General features: G+C 39.5%; 35 protein-coding genes. 7 read left to right on the forward strand and 28 right to left on the reverse strand.

From position 1 onward, the window contains the following. Window positions 1-23: 23 nt before the first annotated feature. From orn to OH460_RS08235, 6 genes are all read right to left on the reverse strand, one after another. A complete protein-coding gene (gene orn, locus OH460_RS08210; protein ID WP_269996517.1) occupies window positions 24-749 on the reverse strand; it encodes an oligoribonuclease in 726 nt (241 codons plus the stop codon). Window positions 750-1063: 314 nt separating this feature from the next. Continuing rightward, complete coding sequence (locus tag OH460_RS08215; RefSeq protein ID WP_269996518.1) at window positions 1064-1378, reverse strand: hypothetical protein; 315 nt, start codon at window positions 1376-1378, stop codon at window positions 1064-1066. A 119-nt stretch (window positions 1379-1497) separates the two neighbouring features. Beyond that, on the reverse strand, window positions 1498-1656 hold the full coding sequence (locus tag OH460_RS08220; RefSeq protein WP_269996520.1) for a hypothetical protein: 159 nt from the start codon (window positions 1654-1656) through the stop codon (window positions 1498-1500). A 164-nt stretch (window positions 1657-1820) separates the two neighbouring features. After that, window positions 1821-2048, reverse strand: coding sequence for a hypothetical protein (locus tag OH460_RS08225; protein ID WP_269996522.1), 228 nt, complete (start codon window positions 2046-2048; stop codon window positions 1821-1823). A 446-nt stretch (window positions 2049-2494) separates the two neighbouring features. Then, entirely contained in the window at window positions 2495-2896 is a 402-nt protein-coding gene (locus OH460_RS08230) for a hypothetical protein (RefSeq protein ID WP_269996524.1), read from the reverse strand. Between the two features lie 76 nt (window positions 2897-2972). Then, a complete protein-coding gene (locus tag OH460_RS08235) occupies window positions 2973-3308 on the reverse strand; it encodes a hypothetical protein (protein WP_269996526.1) in 336 nt (111 codons plus the stop codon). A 136-nt stretch (window positions 3309-3444) separates the two neighbouring features. Here OH460_RS08235 and OH460_RS08240 point away from each other — a divergent pair, with 136 nt between their 5' ends. Next, window positions 3445-4011, forward strand: coding sequence for a hypothetical protein (locus tag OH460_RS08240; RefSeq protein WP_269996527.1), 567 nt, complete (start codon window positions 3445-3447; stop codon window positions 4009-4011). A 35-nt stretch (window positions 4012-4046) separates the two neighbouring features. Here OH460_RS08240 and OH460_RS08245 read toward each other — a convergent pair whose 3' ends face one another. Then, complete coding sequence (locus OH460_RS08245) at window positions 4047-4478, reverse strand: hypothetical protein (RefSeq protein WP_269996528.1); 432 nt, start codon at window positions 4476-4478, stop codon at window positions 4047-4049. Window positions 4479-4682: 204 nt separating this feature from the next. Then, window positions 4683-4976, reverse strand: coding sequence for an XRE family transcriptional regulator (locus OH460_RS08250; protein ID WP_269996529.1), 294 nt, complete (start codon window positions 4974-4976; stop codon window positions 4683-4685). A gap of 395 nt (window positions 4977-5371) precedes the next feature. On the opposite strand from OH460_RS08250, the gene OH460_RS08255 reads away from it, so the two are divergent. Together OH460_RS08255 and OH460_RS08260 are read left to right on the forward strand one after the other, a co-directional pair. Then, on the forward strand, window positions 5372-6295 hold the full coding sequence (locus OH460_RS08255) for a S49 family peptidase (protein WP_269996530.1): 924 nt from the start codon (window positions 5372-5374) through the stop codon (window positions 6293-6295). Further along, complete coding sequence (locus tag OH460_RS08260) at window positions 6292-6684, forward strand: hypothetical protein (protein ID WP_269996531.1); 393 nt, start codon at window positions 6292-6294, stop codon at window positions 6682-6684. The genes OH460_RS08255 and OH460_RS08260 overlap by 4 nt, the downstream gene beginning before the upstream one ends. A gap of 31 nt (window positions 6685-6715) precedes the next feature. Here OH460_RS08260 and OH460_RS27425 read toward each other — a convergent pair whose 3' ends face one another. The 3 genes from OH460_RS27425 to OH460_RS08270 all read right to left on the reverse strand — a co-directional run bounded on the left by OH460_RS27425 (window position 6716) and on the right by OH460_RS08270 (window position 9594). Continuing rightward, window positions 6716-7210 (reverse strand): DUF2726 domain-containing protein, encoded by a 495-nt coding sequence (locus tag OH460_RS27425; protein ID WP_443088676.1) that lies wholly within the window; start codon window positions 7208-7210, stop codon window positions 6716-6718. 60 nt (window positions 7211-7270) lie between these two features. Next, window positions 7271-7672: a TraR/DksA C4-type zinc finger protein gene (locus tag OH460_RS08265; protein ID WP_269996532.1), complete on the reverse strand. Its 402-nt coding sequence runs from the start codon at window positions 7670-7672 to the stop codon at window positions 7271-7273. 401 nt (window positions 7673-8073) lie between these two features. Next, a complete protein-coding gene (locus OH460_RS08270; RefSeq protein ID WP_269996533.1) occupies window positions 8074-9594 on the reverse strand; it encodes a UvrD-helicase domain-containing protein in 1521 nt (506 codons plus the stop codon). Between the two features lie 259 nt (window positions 9595-9853). Here OH460_RS08270 and OH460_RS08275 point away from each other — a divergent pair, with 259 nt between their 5' ends. Next, window positions 9854-10321, forward strand: coding sequence for a hypothetical protein (locus OH460_RS08275; protein WP_269996534.1), 468 nt, complete (start codon window positions 9854-9856; stop codon window positions 10319-10321). An 83-nt stretch (window positions 10322-10404) separates the two neighbouring features. Here OH460_RS08275 and OH460_RS08280 read toward each other — a convergent pair whose 3' ends face one another. The 16 genes from OH460_RS08280 to OH460_RS08355 form a co-directional block, all read right to left on the reverse strand. Next, the gene (locus OH460_RS08280; RefSeq protein ID WP_269996535.1) at window positions 10405-12057 is read right to left on the reverse strand and encodes a DUF6884 domain-containing protein; all 1653 of its coding nucleotides are present in this window, start codon (window positions 12055-12057) and stop codon (window positions 10405-10407) included. Between the two features lie 308 nt (window positions 12058-12365). Further along, the gene (locus OH460_RS08285; RefSeq protein WP_269996536.1) at window positions 12366-12908 is read right to left on the reverse strand and encodes a hypothetical protein; all 543 of its coding nucleotides are present in this window, start codon (window positions 12906-12908) and stop codon (window positions 12366-12368) included. 7 nt (window positions 12909-12915) lie between these two features. Further along, window positions 12916-13104 (reverse strand): hypothetical protein, encoded by a 189-nt coding sequence (locus tag OH460_RS08290; protein WP_269996537.1) that lies wholly within the window; start codon window positions 13102-13104, stop codon window positions 12916-12918. Window positions 13105-13113: 9 nt separating this feature from the next. After that, the gene (locus OH460_RS08295) at window positions 13114-13593 is read right to left on the reverse strand and encodes a hypothetical protein (protein WP_269996538.1); all 480 of its coding nucleotides are present in this window, start codon (window positions 13591-13593) and stop codon (window positions 13114-13116) included. Between the two features lie 77 nt (window positions 13594-13670). Beyond that, window positions 13671-14303, reverse strand: coding sequence for a hypothetical protein (locus OH460_RS08300; protein WP_269996539.1), 633 nt, complete (start codon window positions 14301-14303; stop codon window positions 13671-13673). 168 nt (window positions 14304-14471) lie between these two features. Further along, window positions 14472-14801 carry a hypothetical protein gene (locus tag OH460_RS08305; RefSeq protein ID WP_269996540.1) on the reverse strand — a complete coding sequence of 110 codons (330 nt, stop codon included), beginning with the start codon at window positions 14799-14801 and terminating at the stop codon, window positions 14472-14474. A gap of 440 nt (window positions 14802-15241) precedes the next feature. After that, window positions 15242-15454, reverse strand: coding sequence for a hypothetical protein (locus OH460_RS08310; protein ID WP_269996541.1), 213 nt, complete (start codon window positions 15452-15454; stop codon window positions 15242-15244). 273 nt (window positions 15455-15727) lie between these two features. Next, window positions 15728-16051 carry a hypothetical protein gene (locus tag OH460_RS08315; RefSeq protein ID WP_269996542.1) on the reverse strand — a complete coding sequence of 108 codons (324 nt, stop codon included), beginning with the start codon at window positions 16049-16051 and terminating at the stop codon, window positions 15728-15730. Between the two features lie 77 nt (window positions 16052-16128). Further along, complete coding sequence (locus tag OH460_RS08320) at window positions 16129-16569, reverse strand: hypothetical protein (protein WP_269996543.1); 441 nt, start codon at window positions 16567-16569, stop codon at window positions 16129-16131. Window positions 16570-16666: 97 nt separating this feature from the next. After that, entirely contained in the window at window positions 16667-17095 is a 429-nt protein-coding gene (locus tag OH460_RS08325) for a hypothetical protein (RefSeq protein ID WP_269996544.1), read from the reverse strand. 82 nt (window positions 17096-17177) lie between these two features. Next, window positions 17178-17834, reverse strand: a complete 657-nt coding sequence (locus OH460_RS08330) for a hypothetical protein (RefSeq protein ID WP_269996545.1) — start codon at window positions 17832-17834, stop codon at window positions 17178-17180. A gap of 107 nt (window positions 17835-17941) precedes the next feature. Beyond that, window positions 17942-18643, reverse strand: coding sequence for a hypothetical protein (locus OH460_RS08335; RefSeq protein WP_269996546.1), 702 nt, complete (start codon window positions 18641-18643; stop codon window positions 17942-17944). Between the two features lie 457 nt (window positions 18644-19100). Then, window positions 19101-19670: an AbrB/MazE/SpoVT family DNA-binding domain-containing protein gene (locus OH460_RS08340; protein ID WP_269996547.1), complete on the reverse strand. Its 570-nt coding sequence runs from the start codon at window positions 19668-19670 to the stop codon at window positions 19101-19103. A gap of 89 nt (window positions 19671-19759) precedes the next feature. Beyond that, window positions 19760-20221 carry a hypothetical protein gene (locus OH460_RS08345; RefSeq protein ID WP_269996548.1) on the reverse strand — a complete coding sequence of 154 codons (462 nt, stop codon included), beginning with the start codon at window positions 20219-20221 and terminating at the stop codon, window positions 19760-19762. Further along, window positions 20218-21156, reverse strand: coding sequence for a DNA replication terminus site-binding protein (locus tag OH460_RS08350; protein ID WP_269996549.1), 939 nt, complete (start codon window positions 21154-21156; stop codon window positions 20218-20220). The genes OH460_RS08345 and OH460_RS08350 overlap by 4 nt, the downstream gene beginning before the upstream one ends. An 83-nt stretch (window positions 21157-21239) precedes the next feature. Further along, window positions 21240-21680 carry a hypothetical protein gene (locus tag OH460_RS08355; RefSeq protein ID WP_269996550.1) on the reverse strand — a complete coding sequence of 147 codons (441 nt, stop codon included), beginning with the start codon at window positions 21678-21680 and terminating at the stop codon, window positions 21240-21242. Between the two features lie 177 nt (window positions 21681-21857). Between OH460_RS08355 and OH460_RS08360 the strand changes: the two genes are divergently transcribed. Together OH460_RS08360 and OH460_RS08365 are read left to right on the forward strand one after the other, a co-directional pair. Continuing rightward, complete coding sequence (locus OH460_RS08360; RefSeq protein WP_269996551.1) at window positions 21858-22709, forward strand: hypothetical protein; 852 nt, start codon at window positions 21858-21860, stop codon at window positions 22707-22709. Further along, window positions 22709-23011, forward strand: coding sequence for a hypothetical protein (locus OH460_RS08365; RefSeq protein ID WP_269996552.1), 303 nt, complete (start codon window positions 22709-22711; stop codon window positions 23009-23011). Before OH460_RS08360 ends, OH460_RS08365 begins: the two co-directional genes overlap by 1 nt. Window positions 23012-23065: 54 nt before the next feature. Here OH460_RS08365 and OH460_RS08370 read toward each other — a convergent pair whose 3' ends face one another. Further along, window positions 23066-23539: a hypothetical protein gene (locus OH460_RS08370; protein WP_269996553.1), complete on the reverse strand. Its 474-nt coding sequence runs from the start codon at window positions 23537-23539 to the stop codon at window positions 23066-23068. 813 nt (window positions 23540-24352) lie between these two features. Here OH460_RS08370 and OH460_RS08375 point away from each other — a divergent pair. Next, entirely contained in the window at window positions 24353-24658 is a 306-nt protein-coding gene (locus tag OH460_RS08375; RefSeq protein ID WP_269996554.1) for a hypothetical protein, read from the forward strand. Window positions 24659-24697: the final 39 nt, after the last annotated feature.

Below are 24697 nucleotides of genomic sequence, written 5' to 3' on the forward strand. Positions count from 1 at the left end.
AGGGTTGTGGTTAGTTGGTAAAATTAAATGTTTTCAATGCCTGGAAACTTGATGCCAGCAGCAATTGCTTGTTGCTTATACCAAAGTAATTCATTCATTGCTTCAGTGTATGCGTTCATTTCCAATGCGCTCTCGGTGATATCGGCAAGTGCAGTGTGTTTTCCGCTTTTATCAATACCTTTAAGTCCAGTATGTTTCCAAAGTGGCGATCGTGAAAAGATATTTAAAGCTGACACGTCACCTTTTCGGTAATGGAAATATTTTGCAAGAGTTGGCATTTGACAATCAAAAAATGACAAATCGAACCCTACGTTATTACCACACAAAATTGATCCTTCACCGCTTTTGCTGTCATAAAGATTAATCCCATGACTTTCAAGCCAATGTATGATCTTCGTTTCAGCTTCGGCGGTATCTTTAGCAAGAAAATCGAATCCGTCTCCGGTTTCTAATCTAGCTAATAAACCACTTTCTGTATGTTGCTTGAGAGGCCAGGAATCCATGCGGTCGTAGCGTTGCTGAGTCATCTTGATACCTACGTTTAATGTAGGGATGTCAGTCAATTGCATTGTGCCATCATCGTTTATTTTAGGAATCGTAAAAGCAACTTCTAAAATTGGATAATAGTCTGCCCCGTTTACTCTTGTCCCGTCTTTAAGAATTTGAATTCCATTTAGGCCTCCAGTTTCAATGTCTGACCAAGATAGAGTTTGAGGGTATGGTTTTAGGTGTATTGAATTTTCATTCATGAACTATCACTCACTTTTGTTTGAAGCAAAGATAGAACACCGAAGAGGATGTACTAATCCTGCTCGATTGGTTAGGTTTTTAATTGGTTTTCTCGGTTTTTCCTCATGTTGAGAGAGCACGCTGCGCTATCTGGGCATCACAACTACGTGATGATACAAGCTAACAGTAAATCAAAAGATAAAAGGAAATGGAATTTTGCGCGATTATGCAGCTAAAAGTGCTGGGCTAAAGTAAAAGCATTATGCAATACGCTTACTTAAACCCAACCAGTGATAAGCAAAAGCTTATCAACTGATTGAAGTTTTTTCGGTAATTATTTCATCAAATCTAGTTGGATGAAATCGATATGACGCTTGTTTGAAGTAGACGCTTTGTCTTCTTTGAAGCTATAACCTAGCTGATCAAAAAGGACCTTTGTCGGAACTACAAACCAGTCATCAACAAAGACAAAACTATTCTCGTAAACAAATTGTTCTTGAGAGACAGTGTGCACTTCTGGGTGCCATACTTTGTTGTGCCACTGACCTTTAGGTTCGCTAGAAAGGAACTTAAGTGTATTTGATTTAGTAAATACGTGATCAGGGTTGAACGAAACTTCTTTAAGTTCGTTATTTGTGTTTATGTGCATATGTAACTCCGAATAAAAATATTGGAGGCACACATGAACCGTGAGGTTAAGTGTAACCTCGAGGTCAGTTGTTGTTTATGAGATGGCTAAAAGACATCTAGTTTAGTGTTATGTAAAGCTTATAGGTTGTATTTGGCTGCAAGAAAACGACTATAGCGAATTCGTTCTGAAACCGTACCTTCTTGTTTGTTAAAGCCAATGCCAATTAAATCTTCAGTTGTCCAATTTAGGTGGCGAATAGCTTTTTTAATTGCGTAGTATGCGTTTTGTTTAATCATTGTGAAGCTCCTAATAGTAAATATTAAAGGCACACAAGAACCGTGAGGTTTAGTGTTACCTCATGGTAGATTTTGGGTTTAAGTAGAAGTTTGAATGTAAGGCTTAAATAACAATCAAATCCTGAGTTGAAATCTTCAAACTTTTGCATTGAAGGGGTTTAGGGTTAAATGTCTAAAATCCCGTATGGAATATTGAAGCGGTTTGCAAGATTGCGAACTTTCAATAGTGCATTGGGGTGGTTCTTAGCGAAAGCTTCTAGAGCAAAAACAGAGTCATGAAAATTCTGTTCGATATGTTCTAGGGCATCTAAATTTGCAAACGCAGAGAAGACAATTTGGTTTGTCTCGAGGTTTGCAGTAAGAACGTTTAGATCGATATTTTGTGTAGTCATGTGTAGCTCCTAATAAAAAGAGGCACACAAGTACCAGGAGGTAAAAGTGATACCTCGTGGTTGGTTGGTTGTTTTTTTCAGTTAATGCAAAATTTTCATCCAACGGGTTTGCGAGTAAACATTTTTCAATGAGTACAACCGTTCAAACAATTCCAATTAACAACATAGAGTTAAAGTAGAAAGGTTTGTGACCTATAAGAAGCAACATAGTGCGTTCTAGATAATAGGAAAGAGATGGGGGTGAAATAAGAAAGAACTCTAGAAAAAATGCTTTGTTATTTCGATTTAAAAGGTAGACCTAGAGAGCCCACGCGAGATACAAATAAAATTTGAAACTATCACTCTTAACTCTGTGATAGCCGTTCCACTCGGCAGGAACAAGATAAAATTTAATTTAAATCTTGAGTAGTGTCAAACTTAATAGATGGTTGAGTGATCAAAATAACCTATTCTCCTCCTCCGCAGCCAGAGTCCGATGCTGAACTTGTATCGCCTGTAGAATCAGCTGCTTGACTAGATTCAGAGTGTGCTTTAGATGTATCAGGCACCCTTCCATTCAGTGTTGAGGCGACTATTACGAGGTCCGCATCACCATCAACTATTCGACCTTTATGGCAGACGACACTAGTTCTAACTTCCCCCGCACCTTCTCTTCTTGACCTTTCCATAGCCATCTTATTCTTAGTTAGTAATTCATTTAGCTCAATGTGATCTTGTTTAGGTTTGGTATACCCGTTTCCTCTGAAGGTATATATCCCTAAACCGACCACCGTCACTACCAAGACTAATGTACTTTCATTTAGATAGAATATGCCTTCCAATAATAGTGTAGTCGCAAGTTCAACCATGTAATCCTCAACTTAGTCACTTACCATCATAAAACGAGTCAACAAATGTTGATTCTTAAGGTGATTGGATGTCGATTTATATCGCCCAGAAAAGCGGTTTATTATCCTTAATAGATACATACAATTTTTCATTAAACAAATAGCCAACCGTAAAAGAGTTGGGAGGGATGTTTGTTGCTTTTTCCGTTAACTCCCATTGAAAACCAACAAGGAACACGAGTTTTACCTTTTTAGCTGATGGTACGGGCTCTGTATGGTCCATCACGCCTCCAAACTCATGGTAAGCGACCTGACCTCCCGGTAAAGCTCTGGCCAAATTCTTACCCGCATTTAGACCCGGACCATTAATTATCCTGTCGTCTCCGATCAGTGATACCTTGCCTTGAAATAGGCTTCTAACGATGATACTCAACGCGTACTCCCTAAAACTGTCTGTCAGATGAATCTAGTGATCTGCCTAACGAATGTGTCACATGGTGATCACTTGTTTGGAGTTTAAAATCTTTATGATGGATGGAGATATTATTCATTATAAAGGAACGATAGTTATGTCGACAACATCTGTAGCTGAACAATTAAGCATGAATGCAATTTGTGTAGGTTCAACCTTGCCAAATTGGGAAGCTCTAAAGCAACTAACAATGTCAGAAGTCGGTGCCTGTACCACATTTGATTTTTTCTCGACACCTAACCTTGGCGTATTTTATGTATTTTATGAGGATATGTCAGATTCTGAGGTTGATGCGATTAACCACCTTCCATACCTTTGCGGGATTAATGGTACCGAAGCAGCAGTTGTAGACTTGCGATTCCCAGATGTGAACTTGATTCTAACCACATGTATCAATACCAAAAAATCTAATGTCTCAGTTCAGCATGATGCTTCTTTGCCTTTCCAGTTTGTAATTGTTGGTATAGAAGCGACTACTGGGGTAGTTAAGGCGATGCGTATGAGTGTTTTACCTAAAATGGTATCAGCAAACTTGAATTCCGTTGCTGAAAAGCAAATGACTCTTAGTGACGCAACAATCGACAAACTTCACACAAATTTCCTCTGGTTAAATCCGTTGCACTTGCCAATCTCTAACATGCCATACACTAAGCTAGGGTTTTAAATCTCTTGTGCCAATGCGGCCTTGAGCCGCACCTTTCATTGTTCATTTGCGTTACTTGTAGAGTTGGCCTTTTTCAACTCTTCAAAATATAAGTTGGTAAAGTCATTAGTTGACAAGTAGGCAGACATCTTATTTGCCCACGAATTCCCATCATCACAATCAATCGTCTCAAGAGCACCCACTCTATAAGCATTGTAACCTTTAGGGTTCATGTTATTTAATCCTAGGACGGTAAGGAAGATTGGGTTTTCTTGTGTAATGTTGTCGTAAGCAGCAAGATAGTTCGCGTCACACTTTTCAACAACCATGTCTATAAGATCTCTCGCAACCACCTCGCACGATCCACAAGCTGTTTTCAATATGGTGAGCCGTTCATTAACTAGATCCCTTTCTCTATCATTTATGGCCGAGCAAGCGGCAAGAGTGCTTAGAGTCGATATAACTAGGATTTGATTTAACTTAATCATCAATATTACTTTTCCGTACTATGGTTCGTTTTGAATTGGTAAAAATAGTTCGTTAAGCATCTGACGTTAGAATACTTAACTGTGCGTCTACGACCATTCTTTCTGGAGCACTCCGAGAAATATCTCTATCCGTGGTAACTTATTAGTGCCGGATTGCGATGCGACTTGAAAATCGTCATTTTGCATGGTCTTGTTTGACTTGTACTATTTACGTTGCTTGCTGATATTCACCTGGATCACTTCGTCTCCGTCAACATTGATAATTTTTGGGTCGATCTGGTGCCCTAGTATTTGCAGCATCTTCAATAAACTTTTCACTGATAGTTGTTCGACTTTCAGATTATGAATATGGCTAATTCTGCATTGTGTAGTTAGTAATGTGCTGGCCGCTGTCTTTTGTGACCATTTACGATCCAAGATCTCTTTTCTTACTTGGCTAGCAAGCAACAAGCGAAATGATAAGGACCCATCATTGTCTTCGTTAGTTTTAATAGTCATGTTGGTCTGCTGTTCTGCAGTGAGATAAATGCCAAGTTCTATGAATGACTTGGAGTAATTTATGTTATATCGAAAAAGATATATGTCAATCGATACCTAGTGATCCGTGTTTTAATTTCTCAGTTAGCGATGACTATTTGATTTATATTGAAAAAAATATACCATGGATAAATCTCCCTAGATCCATAAATGATCAATACTTAAGCCATGATGAAAGTACCAGATTCTGATCTATGTTATTAATCATAGCTAATTGAATTTCGGGTAAGACCAAGCAAACTCATTTGTTTCAACAATTGTAGAGTCAACTTTATAAGGGTAAAAACTCAATAATCAAGCTTAATCCGGTTCTACAATAAGTAACTAATAAACCAAAATAAGTACATAGGTAAAATATGACCGATGATAATGATGTTGTTAGTAATAACACTAAAGCAATTAAGAGAAACACTCGTGTTGGCTATATAAAAGCCGCTTTTCAGGGGCTGTTATTCAGTGTGGTAGCTTGGCAGACTTACCAATTTGCATTTGCTGATAATAGTGGTAAGGACAAAGACCATGTAGCTGTAATAGAAATTAAGGGCGCTATCAGTGCAGGCTCTCGCTACGGGGACGGTATTAAGTTCGGTGATACTGTCGATTCCATCATTGCAAACCCGAATGTTAAGGCTGTATTAATTGAAGCTAATTCTCCGGGTGGTAGTCCAACTCAAGCAGAGATTATGGTCGCAGTACTAAACAAGTTAGTGGCCGAGAAACCGGTAGTAGTGAGCATCGGCGATCTTTGTGCTTCAGCCTGTCTATTTGCTTTGGCATCAAACCCAGACATACCAATCTACTCACACCGATCATCAATGATAGGAAGCGTGGGCGTTAAGATTGAGTCTTGGGGTGTGAATAAAGTGCTCGAGCGCTTCGACATTGAGCGACGAACCTATTCCATTGGTGATCACAAGGTATTCCTCGACCCATTTAGCGCTGCAGATGCTGACGTAGAATCGCATATCAAAAAGGAACTGCTTTCACCAGTGTTTGAACAGTTTAAGGATATAATCCGCCATGGTCGTGGTGACAAGCTCTCTGATGATCCCAACGTTTTTACTGGTTTAATGTGGGTCGGGCCTCACGCTCAAGAGCTTGGGCTGGTGGATGAAATTAAGACTACCTATGAGATAAGACAAGACCTTAAAGAAGAGTACGAAACAAGTAAATTCGTCTATTACAATAGTCAGAAACGGACGTTCACAGAAATGCTCGCCGTTTCTGTTTCAGATACGGTAATTGAATCCATATCTAACGACTTGGGCTTCAAATTGTGATGGGTAAACGAACATTTATTCTTGTCGGATTGTTATTGATATCGACCCAAGTGATGGCTGTTAATGGCTTTAAAAGATACCGATTTACTTGTGATGAAGAGCGATTCAATGCAATCAACTTTCATTATATTCAAGGAGCCCAATTACTAGAAGGCTCCCTTGTTAGGGATAGAACGTTTGCGGTTTCAAGTGATGGTGGATTAACTATGTGCCGAGGTGACAGCAAATTTGGTAATGAAGAAAATACTAAGTGCGTTGGACCTGGCTCTATACTTGACCGTAAATGGTCGTCTCCTGTAAAACTTGAACGTGGCATTCACTACTCTTCAGCATTGGTATTAGGTGTCTGTAAAAGCATTCTCATAGAAGGTTTCAAGGAGCCTGTCTAATTAAGTTTCTAAGTCGATATGTTTGAACTTATCAGATGTGTCGACTTAGGATTTGGTTCATTGCACTTTGGTAATTAGAGCCAGTTTTTACACGATATAGTGGTATACCTGCACTATCCATAGCGTAGTTTTTCTCGCTGTCCTGTTTTTTAGCTCTGGCCGAACCATGGGATTTGTCATCCAACTCAATCGCAAATACGATTTGTGATGTCTCCCTAACCACCACTGCGTAGTCAACATGCTTCGAAGTTACCTTGTTTAAGCTTGTGAAGTTCTTGTTGTCTACTGGTCTACATAAGTCTGCTAACCTAACTTTTGAGTTCAATTCGAGGTGAGGAGGTAAAGAGTTAACAATTACCCGTTTAAAAGACTGTTCTGTTCGAGTGTTCAAGTATTTGCACGATTTGAATTCCCCACTTATATTCCCTTTCTTTTTCTGAGCTTTCCCACTGGTTAAGTACATGTACCCAAGGAACACTCCGGCCCCTATAAGTCCGTAATTTAATAAGTCATCAATATTCGGCATAAAAATCAGATACTCTTTTGATTAAGAAAGGCTTTATCACAAAGCCTTTAGTTCATTGTACTAATGATGTTTCTGCTTTTCCTTCAACTCCGAAATCGTCTTGCAATCAACGCACTCCGTTGTCGTCGGGTAGGCATTGAGTCGATCAAGGTTAATTTCAATTCCGCAACCATCGCAAAATCCATAATCACCACACTCGTATAAATCGATGACAGTACGTATAGAATTTGAGTCAGAGACAAGCTTATTAATTTCGGATTCTAGGTTGCGTTGCTCAATATTCATTTCAGAAATATCTACTGGGTCTGAGGTACCAGCTATGTTTTCTTTGACAGTTCGAAGGTCGACTTTCTTAGCATCATGGTCTGCTCGGGTTTGAGTAAGCATTAAAGGTAGTATGTCACCAAGTTCTTTAACTGAGAAAATCTTTCCATGACACATAAAGCGCTTTGCACTAAGCATACGGTACTCCATTCTATATGTAGATTGAGCTATCCTGATAAAGCATCAGAAGGTTTTTAATAATTTATTGAGGTGGTTCTTGCACTGAACTAGGCAAGAATATTTCGCAATTAGAATACATAATTACGATCAAATGTCCATAGTCTTGTTAAATTGTTGCGCTAAATCCTTGCTATGAGCTTTATCAGCGCATAGTGTTTGGACGCTCTCAGCTTGGTCTTATTCTCTCTCAATGCTTCTCTAATATCATTCAAGTCATATCTGAGTTTATCAATGGATACAGTCAAAGGTAAGACACCATAGTTGGATGCATACTCTTGACAGTACGCTACTAATTCTGAAACTTCAGATTGTGACAAGTGCTTTGTTCGTTTCATAAAGTTACCGATTTGAGTTCAAATTTAAGCGTAAGGACTAATCTCTCCTGTGATGAGTTTCCTTAAGCCTCCACGAGTGAGCAGTTCCACCAGCATATCGTTCGCGACCAAATTATATATAGCCCGTGTTATGGCCACGTAAATAATGTTCACTTCATCTTCAAGTTGGCTACCTTGCAGCTGCTGGAGTTTATTAAATTCGATAAAATCATCGCTTAGCACGACATTTGGACTTTCGAGCCCTTTGAATTTGTGCACTGTTGAAAGTATTGCTATTGGCGCTGTTACTTGTCGGTTTGCTTCATCAATGTGTGCAATCGTTTTTTCTAGATTACCAATTTTAAGACTTTCAGCTAAGTTAAGAACTCTAATCACTCTGGTTAAATCTGGATCTTTAGTCTGCTTTTCAATTCGTTCAACCGCTTTCCAGTTGGGATAGGTGTTTATGAATGTCCAAGGCAGACCTGTAGTTTGACCTTGTTTAAGTTTCTCAAACCAACCTAGTTCAGTGGTAAAGTATTTTGCGACCCCTCCTATTACTACCATTGGTATTTGGCGTTTGTAAAGGCTTATAGCCGTTCTCAGGACGCCTGCCGCTGTTCGATGAAGCACTACGCGTTGCCCATCGACTTTGTAACCTGACGGTCTTATGTGAGAGTCTATTGAAGCTGTTCCCTTAATATCCTCGGACGCACCTTTTAATTTCAAAGCACACTTTGCCGCATCTGCAATTCTTTGACCGAAACGAAACGATTGAGTCAGTTGGTGCTTTTCAAAATCATCGTTGCTATCAAAGGCCGTCAAGCCATTCGAACACTCCCTAAAACGGTATAAGTTTTGATGGTCGTCGCCGACCTTAACTAAATGGCCTTTTGCCGCCGCAAACCTTTTTTCCAAACTAACAACTATTTTGGCTTGATCTTGTCCCTCATCGACTATCACTGACGAGTAACTAAGCCATTCCTGAATAGTTTCAGGCCTTTGGCAGTAGAGTTTTAGATAAGCATCATGTGGAATCTTTACTAGCCTGTCGTTTACATCAATCATCCTAGACCAGAGTTTCCGTGCCATTTTAAAGCTAAGCTCAACCAAATCCCTTCTGATCGCCACTTGCTTATATTTGTAGGTTTTATGCGTTGGCACGTGCTTCATAGATAGGTCTTTGTCGTCAGAAACAATATAATTAGCTATTGATTTCTGGACGGACTTCGGTAAATCGAATGAGTGAGACCCAAGCAGTTCTTTGTACCTTCTAAGGTTCATATCACCAAGTTTATCTTTGTACCTTGAACCTACTGCATCAAATGCTAGTTTATGAATATTGGTTACTTTTAGTCCATCGATATGGCCCATCTTTTCCAATGCCTCATCGACGTTAGATACAGCAAACGTAATATACAACACTGGAGTGTCAGCCGAGCAAATACTCTCGATCAGTAGCTTTGTCGTCCAAGTTTTACCTGTTCCGGCGAAGCTTCTCACTATCAGGTTTTTGCGTAAGATCCCGGCCATCTTTATGTCATGCTGCTCTACTGTTGGGTTCATTTTAAGTACTATTTTGTTGTTGATTGCAATTAGTGTATTACTTGAGTTACCAATGTATCTTGCAGATAGTTACGATCTAAATAGGTACGAATAACGTTATCACTCGATAAGTAGTAAGTGTGAGTTGGTTATTTAAATGGTGATCTGGGTAGATGACCCAATGGTTTATATTTGGAGTCTGTGTAATACTTATAAAACTCCAAATCTATTATTCATACCAACCGCTAGCTGTTGGTCTTAAGAATCTCAAGGTATATCCATGCTTTCAGTTACCCAAAAACTATTTGGCACAATTGCGTTCTCATTAGCTATTACAGGATGCGCTCCAAAGCCAACGCCAATAGCACCGCCCCTTCCAATGGCTGGAAAAAATACAATCGAATCTCCTCAAAATAAAATAGGTACGTTTGTCTTCAAGCACTCTAACGATGCCTATTTCCAAGGTTCTTCAACATTGACTGTTAACTACGACCAGTTGCCTTATAAGGTTATGTTTGACAACTGTGACAAACATTGTCCGAGCGTTGTTGTTCTTCGTGAGGAGGTTGGAACAGACCGAGTTTTAGCAACGTTTGAAGTTAGTTTTCTTGACGGGCATGATAGCGATACCAACCCAATAGTTTCGTCTTACAACATTAAGGGGCTCCCTATTACTCCAGGGAAGCTATCAATGTTTAATGCAACTCTCGGTGTAACTAATGAAGTAGGGATCTTCAATGCCATCTGAACTGACTAACAGTTCAAAATCGTGGAAAGTGAAAGGCCGAGATATCGGCCCTTTTCATGAGGTGAGTTCATAATTGGTCAATGTTAAGCGGCTCTCTTAATGTGTTTTTGAGAAGTGAACATTTGTCGGATCGCTTCTCGACGCCCTGCGCTAGCTGTCAGACGCTTATTCTGAACTCGCTCACCAGACTTGAAGTTTTTCCAGAAATCGAATAGCTTGCGATCTACACTGATTATATTCGTCATTTGCTTCGCAACATCGATGGACCCAGCAACGTCCTGTTCGTCGAATTCTAAAGTTAATTGGCTGTCCTCTTCCATTATGAGGTTGTAAATATCAAACCACTTTGCCACATCTTCAGTGTTCTCTTCATCGTTCAGTAGCATCCAGAAGTCCTCCATAAGAGAATTGTCTTCGTACTTTATACTTTCATAGAATTCTTCGATATTTCGGTCTCCAACAACACACCCGGGAGACATTTCGAGTAAGTTAAAGTTTGATTTATTGATGATCCTTTCTTGAAGTTGAGTGCCTTTTCTTCCGGTACCAAACATTGCGGTAGTGCGGCATGCATCGAGAGTGATCGAGGATGTGTGCTCGCCTAGATACATTTTTGCTAAAAGCAAACGCGGTTTGAGTTTACGCGGTGCGGTTGCATCACTCATAGCGAAGTAATGTATTGCTGAGAACAATGGTTGCTCTTCGTTTTTCGATTGTAGTAAAAGTTCGACTTTATCTAATGGGAGTAAGAGATCGAGGCCGGGCTTTTCTAAGCAAGGTGCACCAAGTGTCAGCTTCGTCGGATTATTGAGAATCGATAAGGCCTGTTTAGCGAACTTGACTGGATTTTCATAGTTGTGAACTGGGAGAATAACTTTGCACCGTGATAATAGCCATAAAATGTCTTCTGAATGCCTGTCAATAATCTTTAGAGCGTCATTTTCACATTGCGGTGCATCAGGTATTACAATGCTGATATTGGAGCTGTGAGCCCCTGCCTCATTGATTAACTTGTAGTATTGGTCAAACACCCAGTTAGTATCCATTGGCATATTTTTATTCATCATGGTAATGAGGCCATTGTCCCAAAATATCTTCTGTGTTTCGGCGCCTTTGAGTAGTTCTTTTTTCAGTTTTTTCAGTTTTCGGTTATTGCAATGTGCTAGCGAAGTGCCTACGGCCTGCCCTGCGTCTAAATACCCCACCTCAGCTTCACTCGCCACTCCAGATCGGAAGTATATCGGATCATTTGAGTGCTCTAATAAAGCAGCCAAGCCTTTCTTTAGCCTTGACTTCAATTGGAGTATCCCAACATGACCACGAGAGACATAAATCTCAGATGGAAGTTTTCTAGCGTTTATATCTCCACGTTCGATGCAGAGATCCCATACATCTAAGTAGTCATTTGGTAGGCATACTAATAAGGGCTGGTCCTTATTAAGTTTATTTAGCTTACTTGATGTGTGTGAGATAGAATCAACAAAGTCTGAAATGTCCGCATGATCTGACATCATTAGATTGTAAGGAGCAATTACTTCTGAACCTTCAATGAATCCATGCTTTGCTGAAAGAGTGATTACATTGATTTCTGTTAATACATCATTAATGCCTAAGCGTTTTGCATGTGCTCGTACTTGACCAGACAACCCCTCTGTATATAGGTCAATAGCACGTGAACTGGCTTGTTCTTTAAGCTCTGAGCAAGCGATAACAATGGTTGGTAAATTAGGATTCATAGTATTCTCAGCCCATTAATATTTATCTAGGGCCTAGTATATCGACTGAATACAACTCACAGCTCTGCAGCGCTTGCCGATCTGGGTTACCTTTAATTCAACATCCCACTGAGAACTGAGAACTGAGAACTGAGAACTGAGAACTGAGAGGTATTGAATCCCCAATACCGATGACTCAACCGCTTAATCTTGTTCGGGTATCCATTTGGAACTTTGCTCGTGCTGTTTCCCTCCATTAACATATGGAGGAGTACTAAGTCTTCTCAGTCGTGTTGCAATGAACTTGGTCTAATTGTTTGAATTTACAGTTAAACTTCGGTTTTCATCCAGCTGGGTGTTGTCACAGAAGGATTTGACATAACAATAAACAATATGAAGAATACAGCTATCAGGCCCCCAAGAATTGAACCACTTTTCACAGATAGATTAAACAATTCGTTATAGAGCAATTGTTCCTCGCTTAACCCGGTATTCGAATCAATCAAAAGAAATGCAGGCGAAAAAACTAGCAACGCAATACTAGATAAAACGGATGCTATGAATAATACAGACCAACCAAATTTTACGTTATTACCTGATTTAGTCTCCAGCGCTTTAAGTCTCGACTTTGCATTTCTGCTGTCTGACCAATCCTGTACTCGTTCGAACCTAGCAAATAACTTGTAGCTATCAACTTTAATATAGGCATAAAGTATAAGTGAGGTGATTGAAAGTGCGTACCAGGCGTAATTGTCTGTAAAGAGCCCGGGGATAAATGCAAAGAAGCATACCCCTGAAATAAAAGAAATGACCATAGTTACAATTAAAGCTATTACTGAGTTAAATTTTTTTTTAATTAATTTGGTTATCATAATTTATCTACTTGCTTTGAGTGTTTATAACGTTGCGGAACACGTAAGTGTTAACTGCAGCAATAACTACACTTGCAAGCGCATTAGCATAGAGGCTATACGCTGCTAGCTTTCCATTCATCCAACCTCCACTGCTCAATATCGTGTAGGCTAATACTGTTAAAATGACAAATGCAATAATATGTGGTTTCTTCATAAACTCACCTTAAAGGTTAGTGAAGTAGGTTCGAAGCGAGTCCCATACATCAGGTTCACCGTAAAAGAAAAAGAACATTAAAATTACAAAGAGAGCTAACGCTATATACTCAAAAATTGAGGTGTGCGACTTACTGGGTTCATCATCAAATAGATCAAGTAGTTCATCAACTTGAACGGGCTTATCAGGCAACTTTCTAAATATGTCTACCACTAATTGATCTTCAGGAGCATCAAGCAAATGACCTGCTAGATTAATCCAACTTGAGCGTGGATGTTGAGTTACATGAAAGCCTTCAGCCAAAAGTAAGGGTGCATCACTATCTTGAACTCCCTTGCGGCGCAGTAGCTCGCTCAATTCCATAATGAGTTTTTGTCGAGTTTGATTCACACCTGAAATCTTAATCTCCCCATCACATAACCTATTCGCAATTGTATGAATAAACTCACCCGATTGCACTGACATTTCTAGTTCTTCGGTCTGCTTCATGGTTGTACTTGTCCCTTTTTTATTGCGATTATTGCTCTCTAGTTATCGCGATAGTGAAAATATTTAGAGCTGGTGGCTCAATCATGCGAGTTTCCACGAACAGTGAAGCCCCGCTCTAATAAGAAGTCAAAACTGTATGCGGTTCCACGAATGATAATCATCCCTGCGGTTACGCTACCTATCATTAACATTCCTAGACTTATAACTGGATCTATGACTTTATAAGACATAGCAATCATTGCCATAACAAATGATCCCAATGAATAAGAAATGGACATAGACATTAGGCCAATGAACAGGATGGTCAACATCACGATAGGAATAGCCCTAATCTTTAGTAATCTTTTAAGGGGTACCTGTTCTGACCGACAAAAGAACATTGCTCCTATAACACCGAGAATTGCTAGGAGACTAGTCATGAAATACCCATTGAAAAGAAAGCCTGCAGCGAAAATCAACTTGTCTCTACCTTCCAATTCGCTATAGACCGAACTTGGTATGCGTTCAAATACGTCACTATAGAATTTATCAACCATAACAGATGCTTCACGTACTCTGAGTTCTTCTTTTTGTTGGGCCAGTATCGCTTGTTCTGCCTTTTGTTCACTTTGCGCAATCTTCACAACATCAGGTAATGATGCCTGTTGAATGCTGTTGCCAACTATAAGGGCCGCAATCACAATCGCGGCAGCAATGATAAAAATTTTCAACGTTTTTCCCTTTATTTCTTTAGCACAATAGGAAAGACCCTTTCCGATAGTGGGGCTACAGTCTTAATGACGATAAGTTTTAGATGACTATTGGGCACTTTCTCTATAACGCGCCTAGGACAAGTGAATAATCTTTTAAAAACAGTTTTTATATCCATCATTTTAGTCTTAATCTCGATCTTGTGATTCGTTCACAGACGAGTCCATATTGAATGCCTTGCGCAATGCTACGTCAGCATCAACATCAGATTGAGAGGGCATTTTTGGGTATGACATTTTCAAAGGCGTGAGCGCAAAACCAATACCAAAGATAGTACCCCATAAGAACCAAGATGATTCTAGACTAGGCTCCGTAAAGGAACCTAGATACATGAAGCCACTACACACGATGATACCAATGATCAATATCATAGGTAGTTCTTGTAGTAGCCATATGCGCCTTTGCTCGTGCCATTTATTTAGTCGTTGTTCCAGGTTTTCAATTTTCTGTGGTTTCATGCCAATTTCCCCTTAAGCGTCCCTAGTTGATGGTTGATTTTCTACCAGTCGCCGGCGATCGTAATCTGGTTTTCAGTTCAACAACGTGGCGCTCTTCACGATAAACACGGCAACCTTTCATATCTTTAGTTATTGCTTATGATGATAGTTTTACGTTCCTCAACGCACGTGAAATTATCAAAACCATTGGTTTAAAAGTGGTCTTCATTGAGTTCGTTGCACTCTCCACCATACTCTGGGCATAGGTAATCAATTAAGTTGCAACCGCGGTAAAATCAACAAACATAAGAACATTCAACAGCACCTAAACACTCCGCATGGAGCTTAGGAGCATCATCGCCATCATAGAAGTCGTAGGGCATGAGTTTTCTATGTAAATTGGTTATCGTGCCCGATCGAACAATAACACATACGTGTTATATATCAATAACGGCAAACTGTTATTCCTTAATGGCCGAAATTTCTGCGACAAGCGTATCAAGTTCAACCAAACGAGTTGTAAGCCTTGCAATAGCTGCTTGCTTAACGCCGTGTTTTTCTGCGGAGAATTTCTGTGTTGTACCAGAGCAAAGGTGTTCAATAGTTGCGTCTAAAACAGGTTGACTTGTCACTTTGGTGAGCAAGACGAGTTTACGTAAATATTCTTCCTTCATAAAATCCGTAATAACAGTTATGAGTTATTAATTAAAGTAACACAAATAAGAAATAAGTTACAAAGCCATTTCAGATGCTTTTGATGTTGTCCCGCTGATATTTCCACGTATTCAAGTAAAACTTAAAATACATTGGAGACAACTTTCACTGAACTGCTTGTATGATTTCAAAAATGTACCAGAACTAGATGAATCAATGGAGAACGCACTTATTCTGTATTTCAGAGAAAAAAAAACACCACATCGATAATCGACATGGTGTTTAGTAGTATTTTAAACAGAAGCAACAATCTCACGAATGTATGATCTCACTTCAGGGTCACGCAGCTCATTTCTGCCGTATGTGGCATTAAATAAGCGGCGAGCACGCATACGCATTTTTGCGGCAAATTGTTCACGGATGCGCCAATCAGGCACTCCAGCATCATCATTTTCTTCAGCAATTTTTCTTACTGTGATCTTGATGAAATCTTGCATTCCTTCAGACAAATGTCGAGGCTTGCTGGATTGCTCAGCAGATTCTTTTTCAAGCGATGCCAAGAAGGCTTCAGGCGTCTGTGTGGCAGCTTGTTTGATTAGGTTCATTAGGTCGTTCATGTGTAGTCCTTAATATTGCAGGATACACATTGCCATCAAGGGCAGAGTGTACCCTTGTTGGTAGTTGTTTGGTTATATTATTTGGTTGAAATTTTTGCCGGTTTCCCGAAAGCCCAAAAGTAAAGTTTAAGGCCCTGCTTCATCAGCTTGCGCTCGGTACAATCAAGGTAACCAATTAGCTCATAGTCAAAAGGTTTCACCAGCTCTTCGCCGGCTTCTATTGAAGTAGTTACGAAGGCTATTTGGAAATATTTACCCATCGTTCTTAGAAATAAATCAGTGTTCGGTACGTTTGGACACGTGTGCTCACTTAATTGAATTTCTCTATCTCCGCAGTTTGCATTAGTAATTAATTCAAGACTTGGTATACCCGGTACATTACCAATAGCGATTTGCCCTTTAGAGTGCAGCAATTTTGCGGCGTCATAGGACTCATCATGCTGGATATGGGTAATGTGATGTAGCTTACTTCCTGATTTAGCGTGGAGAGTTGAGTGGTTTTCTGTAACGAATTTCATTGTGCAGCTCACTTATTTTTTTGGGACACACAATGCCCAGAGGGAGTGTGTATCCCTTTGGGGCTTGTTCACAGGGTGAACAATAAATTTCTGGTTATTAAAAAACGCAAAACTCTTTTCCGAGTTCATAGTCACCGCATAGACCAATGCTTTCTTGGTCGCCATTCACTGCGGATATCGCAACGTTGATCATCCCTAAATAATAGGGGTGCTGAACACTGTTCAAAGTTACAAGTAAATCTAATGAGATGAAAGCCTGGCGGCTGTCACCTATATCAAAGACTATACCGGCTTTAATGTTTTTCGAATCAGTTAAATTCAGCATTGAATTAACAAGATCAGACGTTTCATACAAACCGTTGTTTGAAATGTCTAAGTTGAGAGAAGTGATATCTTCTGAAGTTCGCTTTGTTTCCCAACATTCCATTGCTTTAAGATACGAAGCGTATAGCGACGAATCATAAAAATGAACAAATTGATCTGTATCACATGAGGTTGCAGGTTGAATGGTTGATTGTTTTGTCATGTTTGTTGCTCCCTATATTTTGGATATTTAGAGGGCAATTTACCCAGAAGGGTTACTTACCCTCTCGGTGGTTTGTTATTTGTTATACAACGTAGGATTGACTTACTGTGTAGCGTCCACAGATACATTTGAATGCACCTTCGTAGAAATCATCAGTTTGTCCATCAGGGTCGGTTGTAATAGTTTCAATTAAGTCAAATTCTTCAAATTTGTGCAGGTGATTGCTTCTATCTCTTTCTTCCGACACTCCGCAGTCACAATCGATATATCGAATGAGCTTGCGTGGCGTTCGGTTGAAGTAATTCGTCGGGTTTTCGAGCATATCCCCTTCAAGTATTCTCTGCTCAATTGCTGCAGAAGGGTTATCTAAGAGTTCGACGGTTAAGTTAACCAACTGTAGAACAGTAATGTCGTCGCCTAATTTTAAAAGCATCTCTTTGATAAAATCCAACGAGAGGAAAAATCGCTCATCTTTTGTTATTGATACGAAACCTACGGTGAAGTCATCATTACCAAGTAATTCTTTGAGCATTCGGTAAAAACCAAAGGCTTGGTAAACTGCTATTTTGTTTTCATCAAACGTTGTGACAGCTTGATGAGCTGCTGTTTCGTAAATAGCAACACTATCATCAGCATCTGCATAATCACTATAATCTCCGCGGTAACCAACTAGTGTAGTCGCGGTAGTGATCTCAGAGCTTTGGATGTGGTTTAGTGAAGATATGTCGAATTCGATCATGTTATTGCTCTCTATTAAAAAGAGCCTTTAACCTTATAGGGCTAAAGGCCCTATAGGGTTTAAGTAATTATCGCTGGTGGTGTACTGATATCAATTGAATGGGAGGATTACTGCCATCCATCGAAAGTCAACATCGCATAGACCGCAGCAATGATCGAAAAGAATAACATTAGTTTTATCTTATTCTTCTGGTTATCTCTATACGTTTTGAATTCCTTTAGCATATCAAAAATTGAAATCAGCACAGCAACAAATACAAGCCAGGTTAGGCCTGTTTCTGATAAAAAACCTGGGTGAAAATCTTTACCAAAAATGGGGTTGATTAAACTATACACAGCTGCTGATGCAGACAGAACTATAGATAATATGGCCACCACTTTTTGTGTCTTATTTAAAGGGTTCTTCTCAGCTGAGCTTGCAGTAAAGGCAATTCCAATAACGACTATCAGTAAGCCAATTGCACCGATCAAGAAGTTATCAACGAAGTAGTTATAATCATACTTAAAACCAATAATGCCGCCAACCACTACTATTGCCCAATTAATGCCAATTAATAATTTCCACCATTTGTTAATTGAATTGACTGTAGGAAGTAGATACCTGGTTGAGTAAGCAGCTGATAACATCGCAGTTAATGCAAGCGTTTGTTTGGTTAATTCCGGTTTGACCAAAAATAGTAAAACCGCAACGAAGATGCCTACAATTCCAATCCCAAAAGTAAAACTGTAGATCTTGAGTATTGCCTTGTCAGTATCTGATGCTGGATTGGTTGCCGAATCGTCTGTTTTTCTTAGTTTTTCATTTTGCATTTTAAGAATCTCCTTATAGTTATAGTCTTTAATGCGTTACTTTGTATCACACCAAAACTAAGGAGATCTACCTTTACAGGGAAGATTGCTTAGTCCCTTAAAGGTGCGTTATATATTTGAATTTATTGTTAGTTCTAATTTTCGTGTAGTGAACTTAAGTCATCGCTTTATCATCTAAAGAGATCACTATGACTACATCACAAACAACATACAGATCAGAATTGAAGTGCAGTTAAATGCGAAAGCATTAAGAGTCTATAAAGAATAGAATTAATGAGTCGAGGGTGTTTTGGTAAACCAACGCTTACCAAAATACCCTCAGCTGAAGGATTGGATACAGATAGATAGCCCACGCGGAATATATAATGCTAACTCTTGTTAAAAGAGCGTTCTATCCGGCAAGAACAAGTTGAGAAATTTAGGTTACCAAAGTTGGTTAGCTCTGGCAACCTGAGGTCTATAATAAGTCCATCTGACTGCGTAGCATCGACATGCGGTTTAGAAAGTCCGGCGACTTGAGTGGATTTGTATCTTTTCGCCACACAATTCCGCATTGCTCCCAAAGATTTAAGATTTTAGTGTAATCTTCAGATGCTTTTTTTGCCTGTTTTTTGGATTCAAGTAACTGTGATAAGCAAATCATGATCGTTGCAGTATCGGGTAGCTGGTGGTATTGAGTAAGCGATGACTCTAGTTCGATCAACTGATCTGTTTTAACTGTTATCTTCGTCACTTTTGTACTAATTCTAAGTACATAACCATGATTTGAGTCGTTGACTAGGTGAATGGTTTCAATATTCTGAGGGTCGATTGAAACCTCTTCATCATATTTAATATCTAACAAAGATACTTTAGGTTGTGGCTTGTGTGTGACTGGGCGTACAAAGAAGCCATCTGCCATATGCTCGATCTCAACAGTGTTACCTTTTGTAATGTTGTATCGTAGACAAAACTCTTTCCCGAAACGTATTGCAAGATTGTTGCCCCACTTGCCAATGTTCAAAAATTCTTTATTTGACTCACTCACCTTAAATACCACTCAAAGTTGATTCTTTTGTTGATTCAAGTATATCTCTTTTTAGAGAAATTGAAAATCACTCTGCTGATGATCTACCACTACATGTATGTTTCTAGCATGAGGTACAAGTCTGCTACAGAACAATCGTAAACCTTGGCCAAGCGCGAGAATGCAATAAGTCGAAGGGTTAGCATCTGCTTCACTCCCAAGACTCGGTGGTACTTCTGGTTGGTCGTATTATCAATCAATCCAATAAAGAATAAGCTGGAGGTGTTATCTTCAACTCTTATTGTTAATACCTTTGGTTTTACTGTCGAACGCTTTGTTTGGAATTGGCTAGTCTTACTCAATTTCTTTTTGGGGTGCAAGAAGAGGCACAAATCTAACAGCTCAGTTTCAGGCGCTAATTGCATTTTAACTGTCGTATTTTTTTTCCATGGGTTCTCGCTGGTGGTCATTTCAATAGTCAATGTTGGATGATGAGCCGGATTTAAGGTACCGCTGAATTGAATGTGCTGTTTACCGTGATGCTTAATCTGGGGTCCGAATGCCTGATTCATCTTTTAGCCTTTCTTTTCACTTTCTTTCTTAAGTAAATGCCCAAACCCTCCCTTACCGGTTTGTAGTGAGCTGAAAGGTCTGTTTTGTCTTTGTGAACGTAATCAGTCAATTTTTGGTGTTTGATTGAATGCCCAGGCCCATGAGGAACAATAAGACAGTTATTAGCTTTCAAAGTCTCTCTATAAACGCCCTCACGCCCTCTGTAGGTCTTTTTACCTTCCACTGGGGTGGTATGGTAGTATATTTGTTGTGGATGCACCTTAGAGTTCTTTAGCTGAACGAATTCATAACCTTTTGGTGCTCTTCCTATTTGAGCCGCGGTGAACCCCGACACATCTAGACCAGTAACATCCCTTTGTTCATCTAGGTTCTGATCACCATAACTATCGATTATTGATTGGATCTCATCGAATTCAATTCGCTTCGGTACACGTTGGTTATTGTTCCAATCATAAGCAATGTTGTAGACGCTTTCTGGGGCAACCTTAATTGTTCTGTATAACGTTGCAATGATGATATTTGGGTAAGCCGCATGAATATGACGACTTCTAGCGTAGCTAGTTTCAAATTTTGAGGATAACCAGCTTTTAAGTTCTTTGATAAGGTGATTATGTTCTAGAGCCAGTGCACTTACTTTATCATAGCCGTCATAGCTCACTTGAATGACACCAAACGTTCTTCTCGGCGTTCTCTCTCCATCCACATCAGTCAATTGCAAATTAAAGCTATTCAATGCTTCATTTTGCGTGGCGTCATCAATAGGGATCATCTTTGGAAACTGAACGGCATAATGGATCGGGTCAATTTTGAACGCTTTAGTCACTAGCATCGGGTCCCCGGCTAAAGTGTCACGAATTGAAACGCGGATAGATACAATCTCATCAATCGCATTTCGTATTGCCCTCACATGATCAGGTGAAAAGATAGCATCCAAAATCTCAACCTCTGTATAAAAAAACATATGTTTATTTTAACAGTAGTATAGAATATGTACAAAGAATGTTTAATTTTTGAGTGTTAATTTGTACAAAACTTTGCAGCAGCATCATATCTCATTAGTGCTTCATGAATAGCTGCATCTCCCGGTTGGTTGGAACCAATTCCTAGCCCTTCAATTAACACCGCGTTCTTGTCAGCATCTTTGATGGTAATATATTCGAATAAGTACGGCCCAACGCACACATGAGAAAGGTACAATGGATCGAAGTTTTGCACTTGCTTCAAAACGTTCCTGTACATAGTCGGAAACCGGCTAATGTCAGCTTTGCTTGTCACACTATGAAATTGCTGTGAGGTAAGAATTCTTCTGACTTGATCATAATCGCTTAACCTACCTTCTTGTTGCAGCGAAAGCCGAACGATCTCTCCAATAACGTTGTTCAAAAATGTAAGCGCATCTCCAAACGACTGAGTTTCTCGAGATTTAATATCAATGTAGTCAATGTACTTAAGTTGCATAGGCCTTTCCATTATTCACTGAGGGTATAAGTGCGATACGAAGCAGGATACTTTCTCAATCCGCTTCTTAATCTGGTGGTAATAGTACCACAATATGGTACTATTCAGCATCGCTAAAAACTACGATCATCTCGAATAATACTCTTTCATATCGTCCAGAACAGCTAGGTTTTTCATATGACAATGACATCAAATCACGAAATGCCCCAAGAAGACTTCAATTTAGTTTCTTGGATTGTAATTCATAACTTCAGTACAGCGATCAAATTCGAAAAACAACTCACTGGTGGTGAGAAACTTGCAAAAAAACTTCTAACATCAACAAGTGGAACCGCCAAAGAACAGAGAGCAATAAAAACTGATGGATTAGGTACGAAAAATGTATTTGATAACTTTGTCGTTGACGTTGTGCTCGAGGTGGATAATCAATTTGAAATACTTGTATCAGTTGGAAACGACGTATTACTTCAACGATTCCTTCCATTAGAATATGGGATGATGAATTCTGCATTCCGAGAATTACCAAAGAGCACTTTTTCCAAGAAAGTAAATAAGCATAGTCAAAATGCCAATCAACTCCTTAACATTATGAATTATTCGTTAATTGACCAGTTTATTAAGTTCAACGACAAACCAGACGCACCAGTGTTCAAACACGCAATTGAGGGGATCGTTATTCACTCTTTTGGTCGTGAAGTACCCTACTACTTTGAATTTATGCATGACCGTTTATTATGGCGCTATGTCCTTTCAGTCAAACAAGTTTTACTCATGGACTCTAACACTGTTATCACGATCGATTTCTCCACTAATAATATTCAGGTTGATATTCAAGCTCACGTTGAAACGCAATTAGGAAGATTGAATTTCACAACAGGACAAGCGATGTCGTGTGTTGCGTCATTTTTGGATTCAATTGCTGCAGGATTCAAGTTTAAAAGTGGATATATCACCTTTAATAAGGCCGTTGAAGGAAAAACAACTGAGGAATCTCTTACTGCAGCGTCAACCATTGAGCATTTGCGTTAATGAGATCTCAAGTTGGAGTGGTTCAAAAAATCAAACTCGTAGCGACTAATTCAAATTCGGCTCTCACTGACAATTTTCATCAATACCTTTTAAAATGGTTTGAAACAATCGGTTCTCAACCCTCTTCAGCGGCTATTCAAGTATTAAATGAACACAAAGAGCTGGTACCATCCAAAGAACTTCTTGAGTTTGTCGCCGGGACTTTGGGGGAGATGATCACAGAAGGGTTAACGGACGCTCTGACTATAGAAGAAGCTAAGCAACTTCAAGTATTCATAGAAGATAAAACCAAGTATGCATAAAAAAGCGGCGCTATAACTGGTGCCGCTAATTTGTCCATATAGTTGCAAGTTCCTTTACGCTGGAAACAAGTTTCTGCTGTTGCGAACCCGCATTGCCGTTTTGCTTGCTTTTATGATTGGCATGACTATGGAAGCTCCAATACAAGCAAGGATACTCAAATTGGCATTTCCCCCCAGGTAGACAAGCCTTGGGAATAAAACTGAACAAGCTATAAAGAGTACGAACATAACTCCTAGGTATCGAAAACCTGACTTGCTCAGTTCTCGACCCGCAAAATTGGGAGTTTCAGTGATCTTGCCGTTATCGAATCGAACATAGGTTAAATATGTGTTCTTACCTACTGTAAAGTAAGTTACTTCAATGTTTTCGCCTAACTCTAATAAATTGAATGCTTCATAACTGATTAGCACATTGGATAAGGTCTGTTCTTCAATTTTCAAGAACTCAGCCTCTACACAATCACCACGGCGGCGAGTTGTTCCGACGGCTTCATACTGTCCTTGTAAATAAATACATTTGGATGTCATGATTTTCACTTCATTAGAGAATAAATGATGGCCACATAGAAATCCCAGACCCTGATGCAAATCTCCACAATTCGACAAGGATTGATTATAGGGTTGTACATGGCAAAAACTGCAATAGCGAATAGCTATGAGTTAAAAATCATTATGCACGAAAAATGTTGAACTTCAAACTATAGCGTTTCCAAATATGTCTGTCAGTCATAATTAATTCTGGTGATCAAGCGCCGGTATTTAAAATTCGTTATAATTGCAGTGTTTTCCTGTTGGTGATGAAAAAGGGCTTAGATGGAACCTGTTAATGTAGGACACAGTGACTTACTTGAACGCATTGAATCCGGTACGGGGTTGAAGAAGCAATACTTACAAGAAGTCCCAGTAAAAGATGTGGAAGGGGTTACCTATTCATTGTGCGCTGATGTAATGGTGACCCCGCTTCACTTTGATAACGTGAATGCTGCTAGATTGGTTTTTCCTTCATTCCGATCTTTTGTTTACGGTGCAATTTCAACAAGCGGGTACAGATCGAATAGTCGAAATAAAGACTATCGTGCAATCGTCTGCCCTCACTGTTGGATTGAGCTGGAGGACGGAACTCACATAGATCCCAGTATATTGTGTCAGCCCGTTATCAACGGTCATGTGATATCGCTTTCAGATAGAACATACTTTGAAGCGTTCAAAATTTCCAAAGAGGAGTTCGATCATATTTCTAAAAGCATCCTACCCCCTAAACTAATTGGGAGCATTGGCATTCCCTTGGAAAGCTTGTCCGACTTAGACAGCCACTCGTACTTATTTAGGGGTTTATAAAAAATGAACGTAATCCAATACAATCAATCTAATGGTAAGCCTTGGGGCTTCTTTGTTTACGGCCACTATGATGCTAACGAGGTCATAGATGCCTTTAACTACCACATACAAGAGCGAGGTTACTTAGCGGTCACTAGTGATTATGTCTCGCAAGTATACGCAGCTGAAATAGTTGGGTTGGAAAATCAATCTCACTTCAATGTTCATGTTTTTGATGAGGATATTAAAGGTAGTTCAAAAATCACTTGGGTCGATGGTAACTTACTTGAGCCTGCTCAATCAGCGTACCAAACTAATCATGACGACTAACTACTTATAACGCCCCTCTCAATATAGACGGGGCGGTAT

The sequence above is a fragment of the Vibrio sp. Makdt genome, assembly GCF_027587015.1.
Taxonomy (GTDB): Bacteria; Pseudomonadota; Gammaproteobacteria; order Enterobacterales; family Vibrionaceae; genus Vibrio; species Vibrio chagasii_B.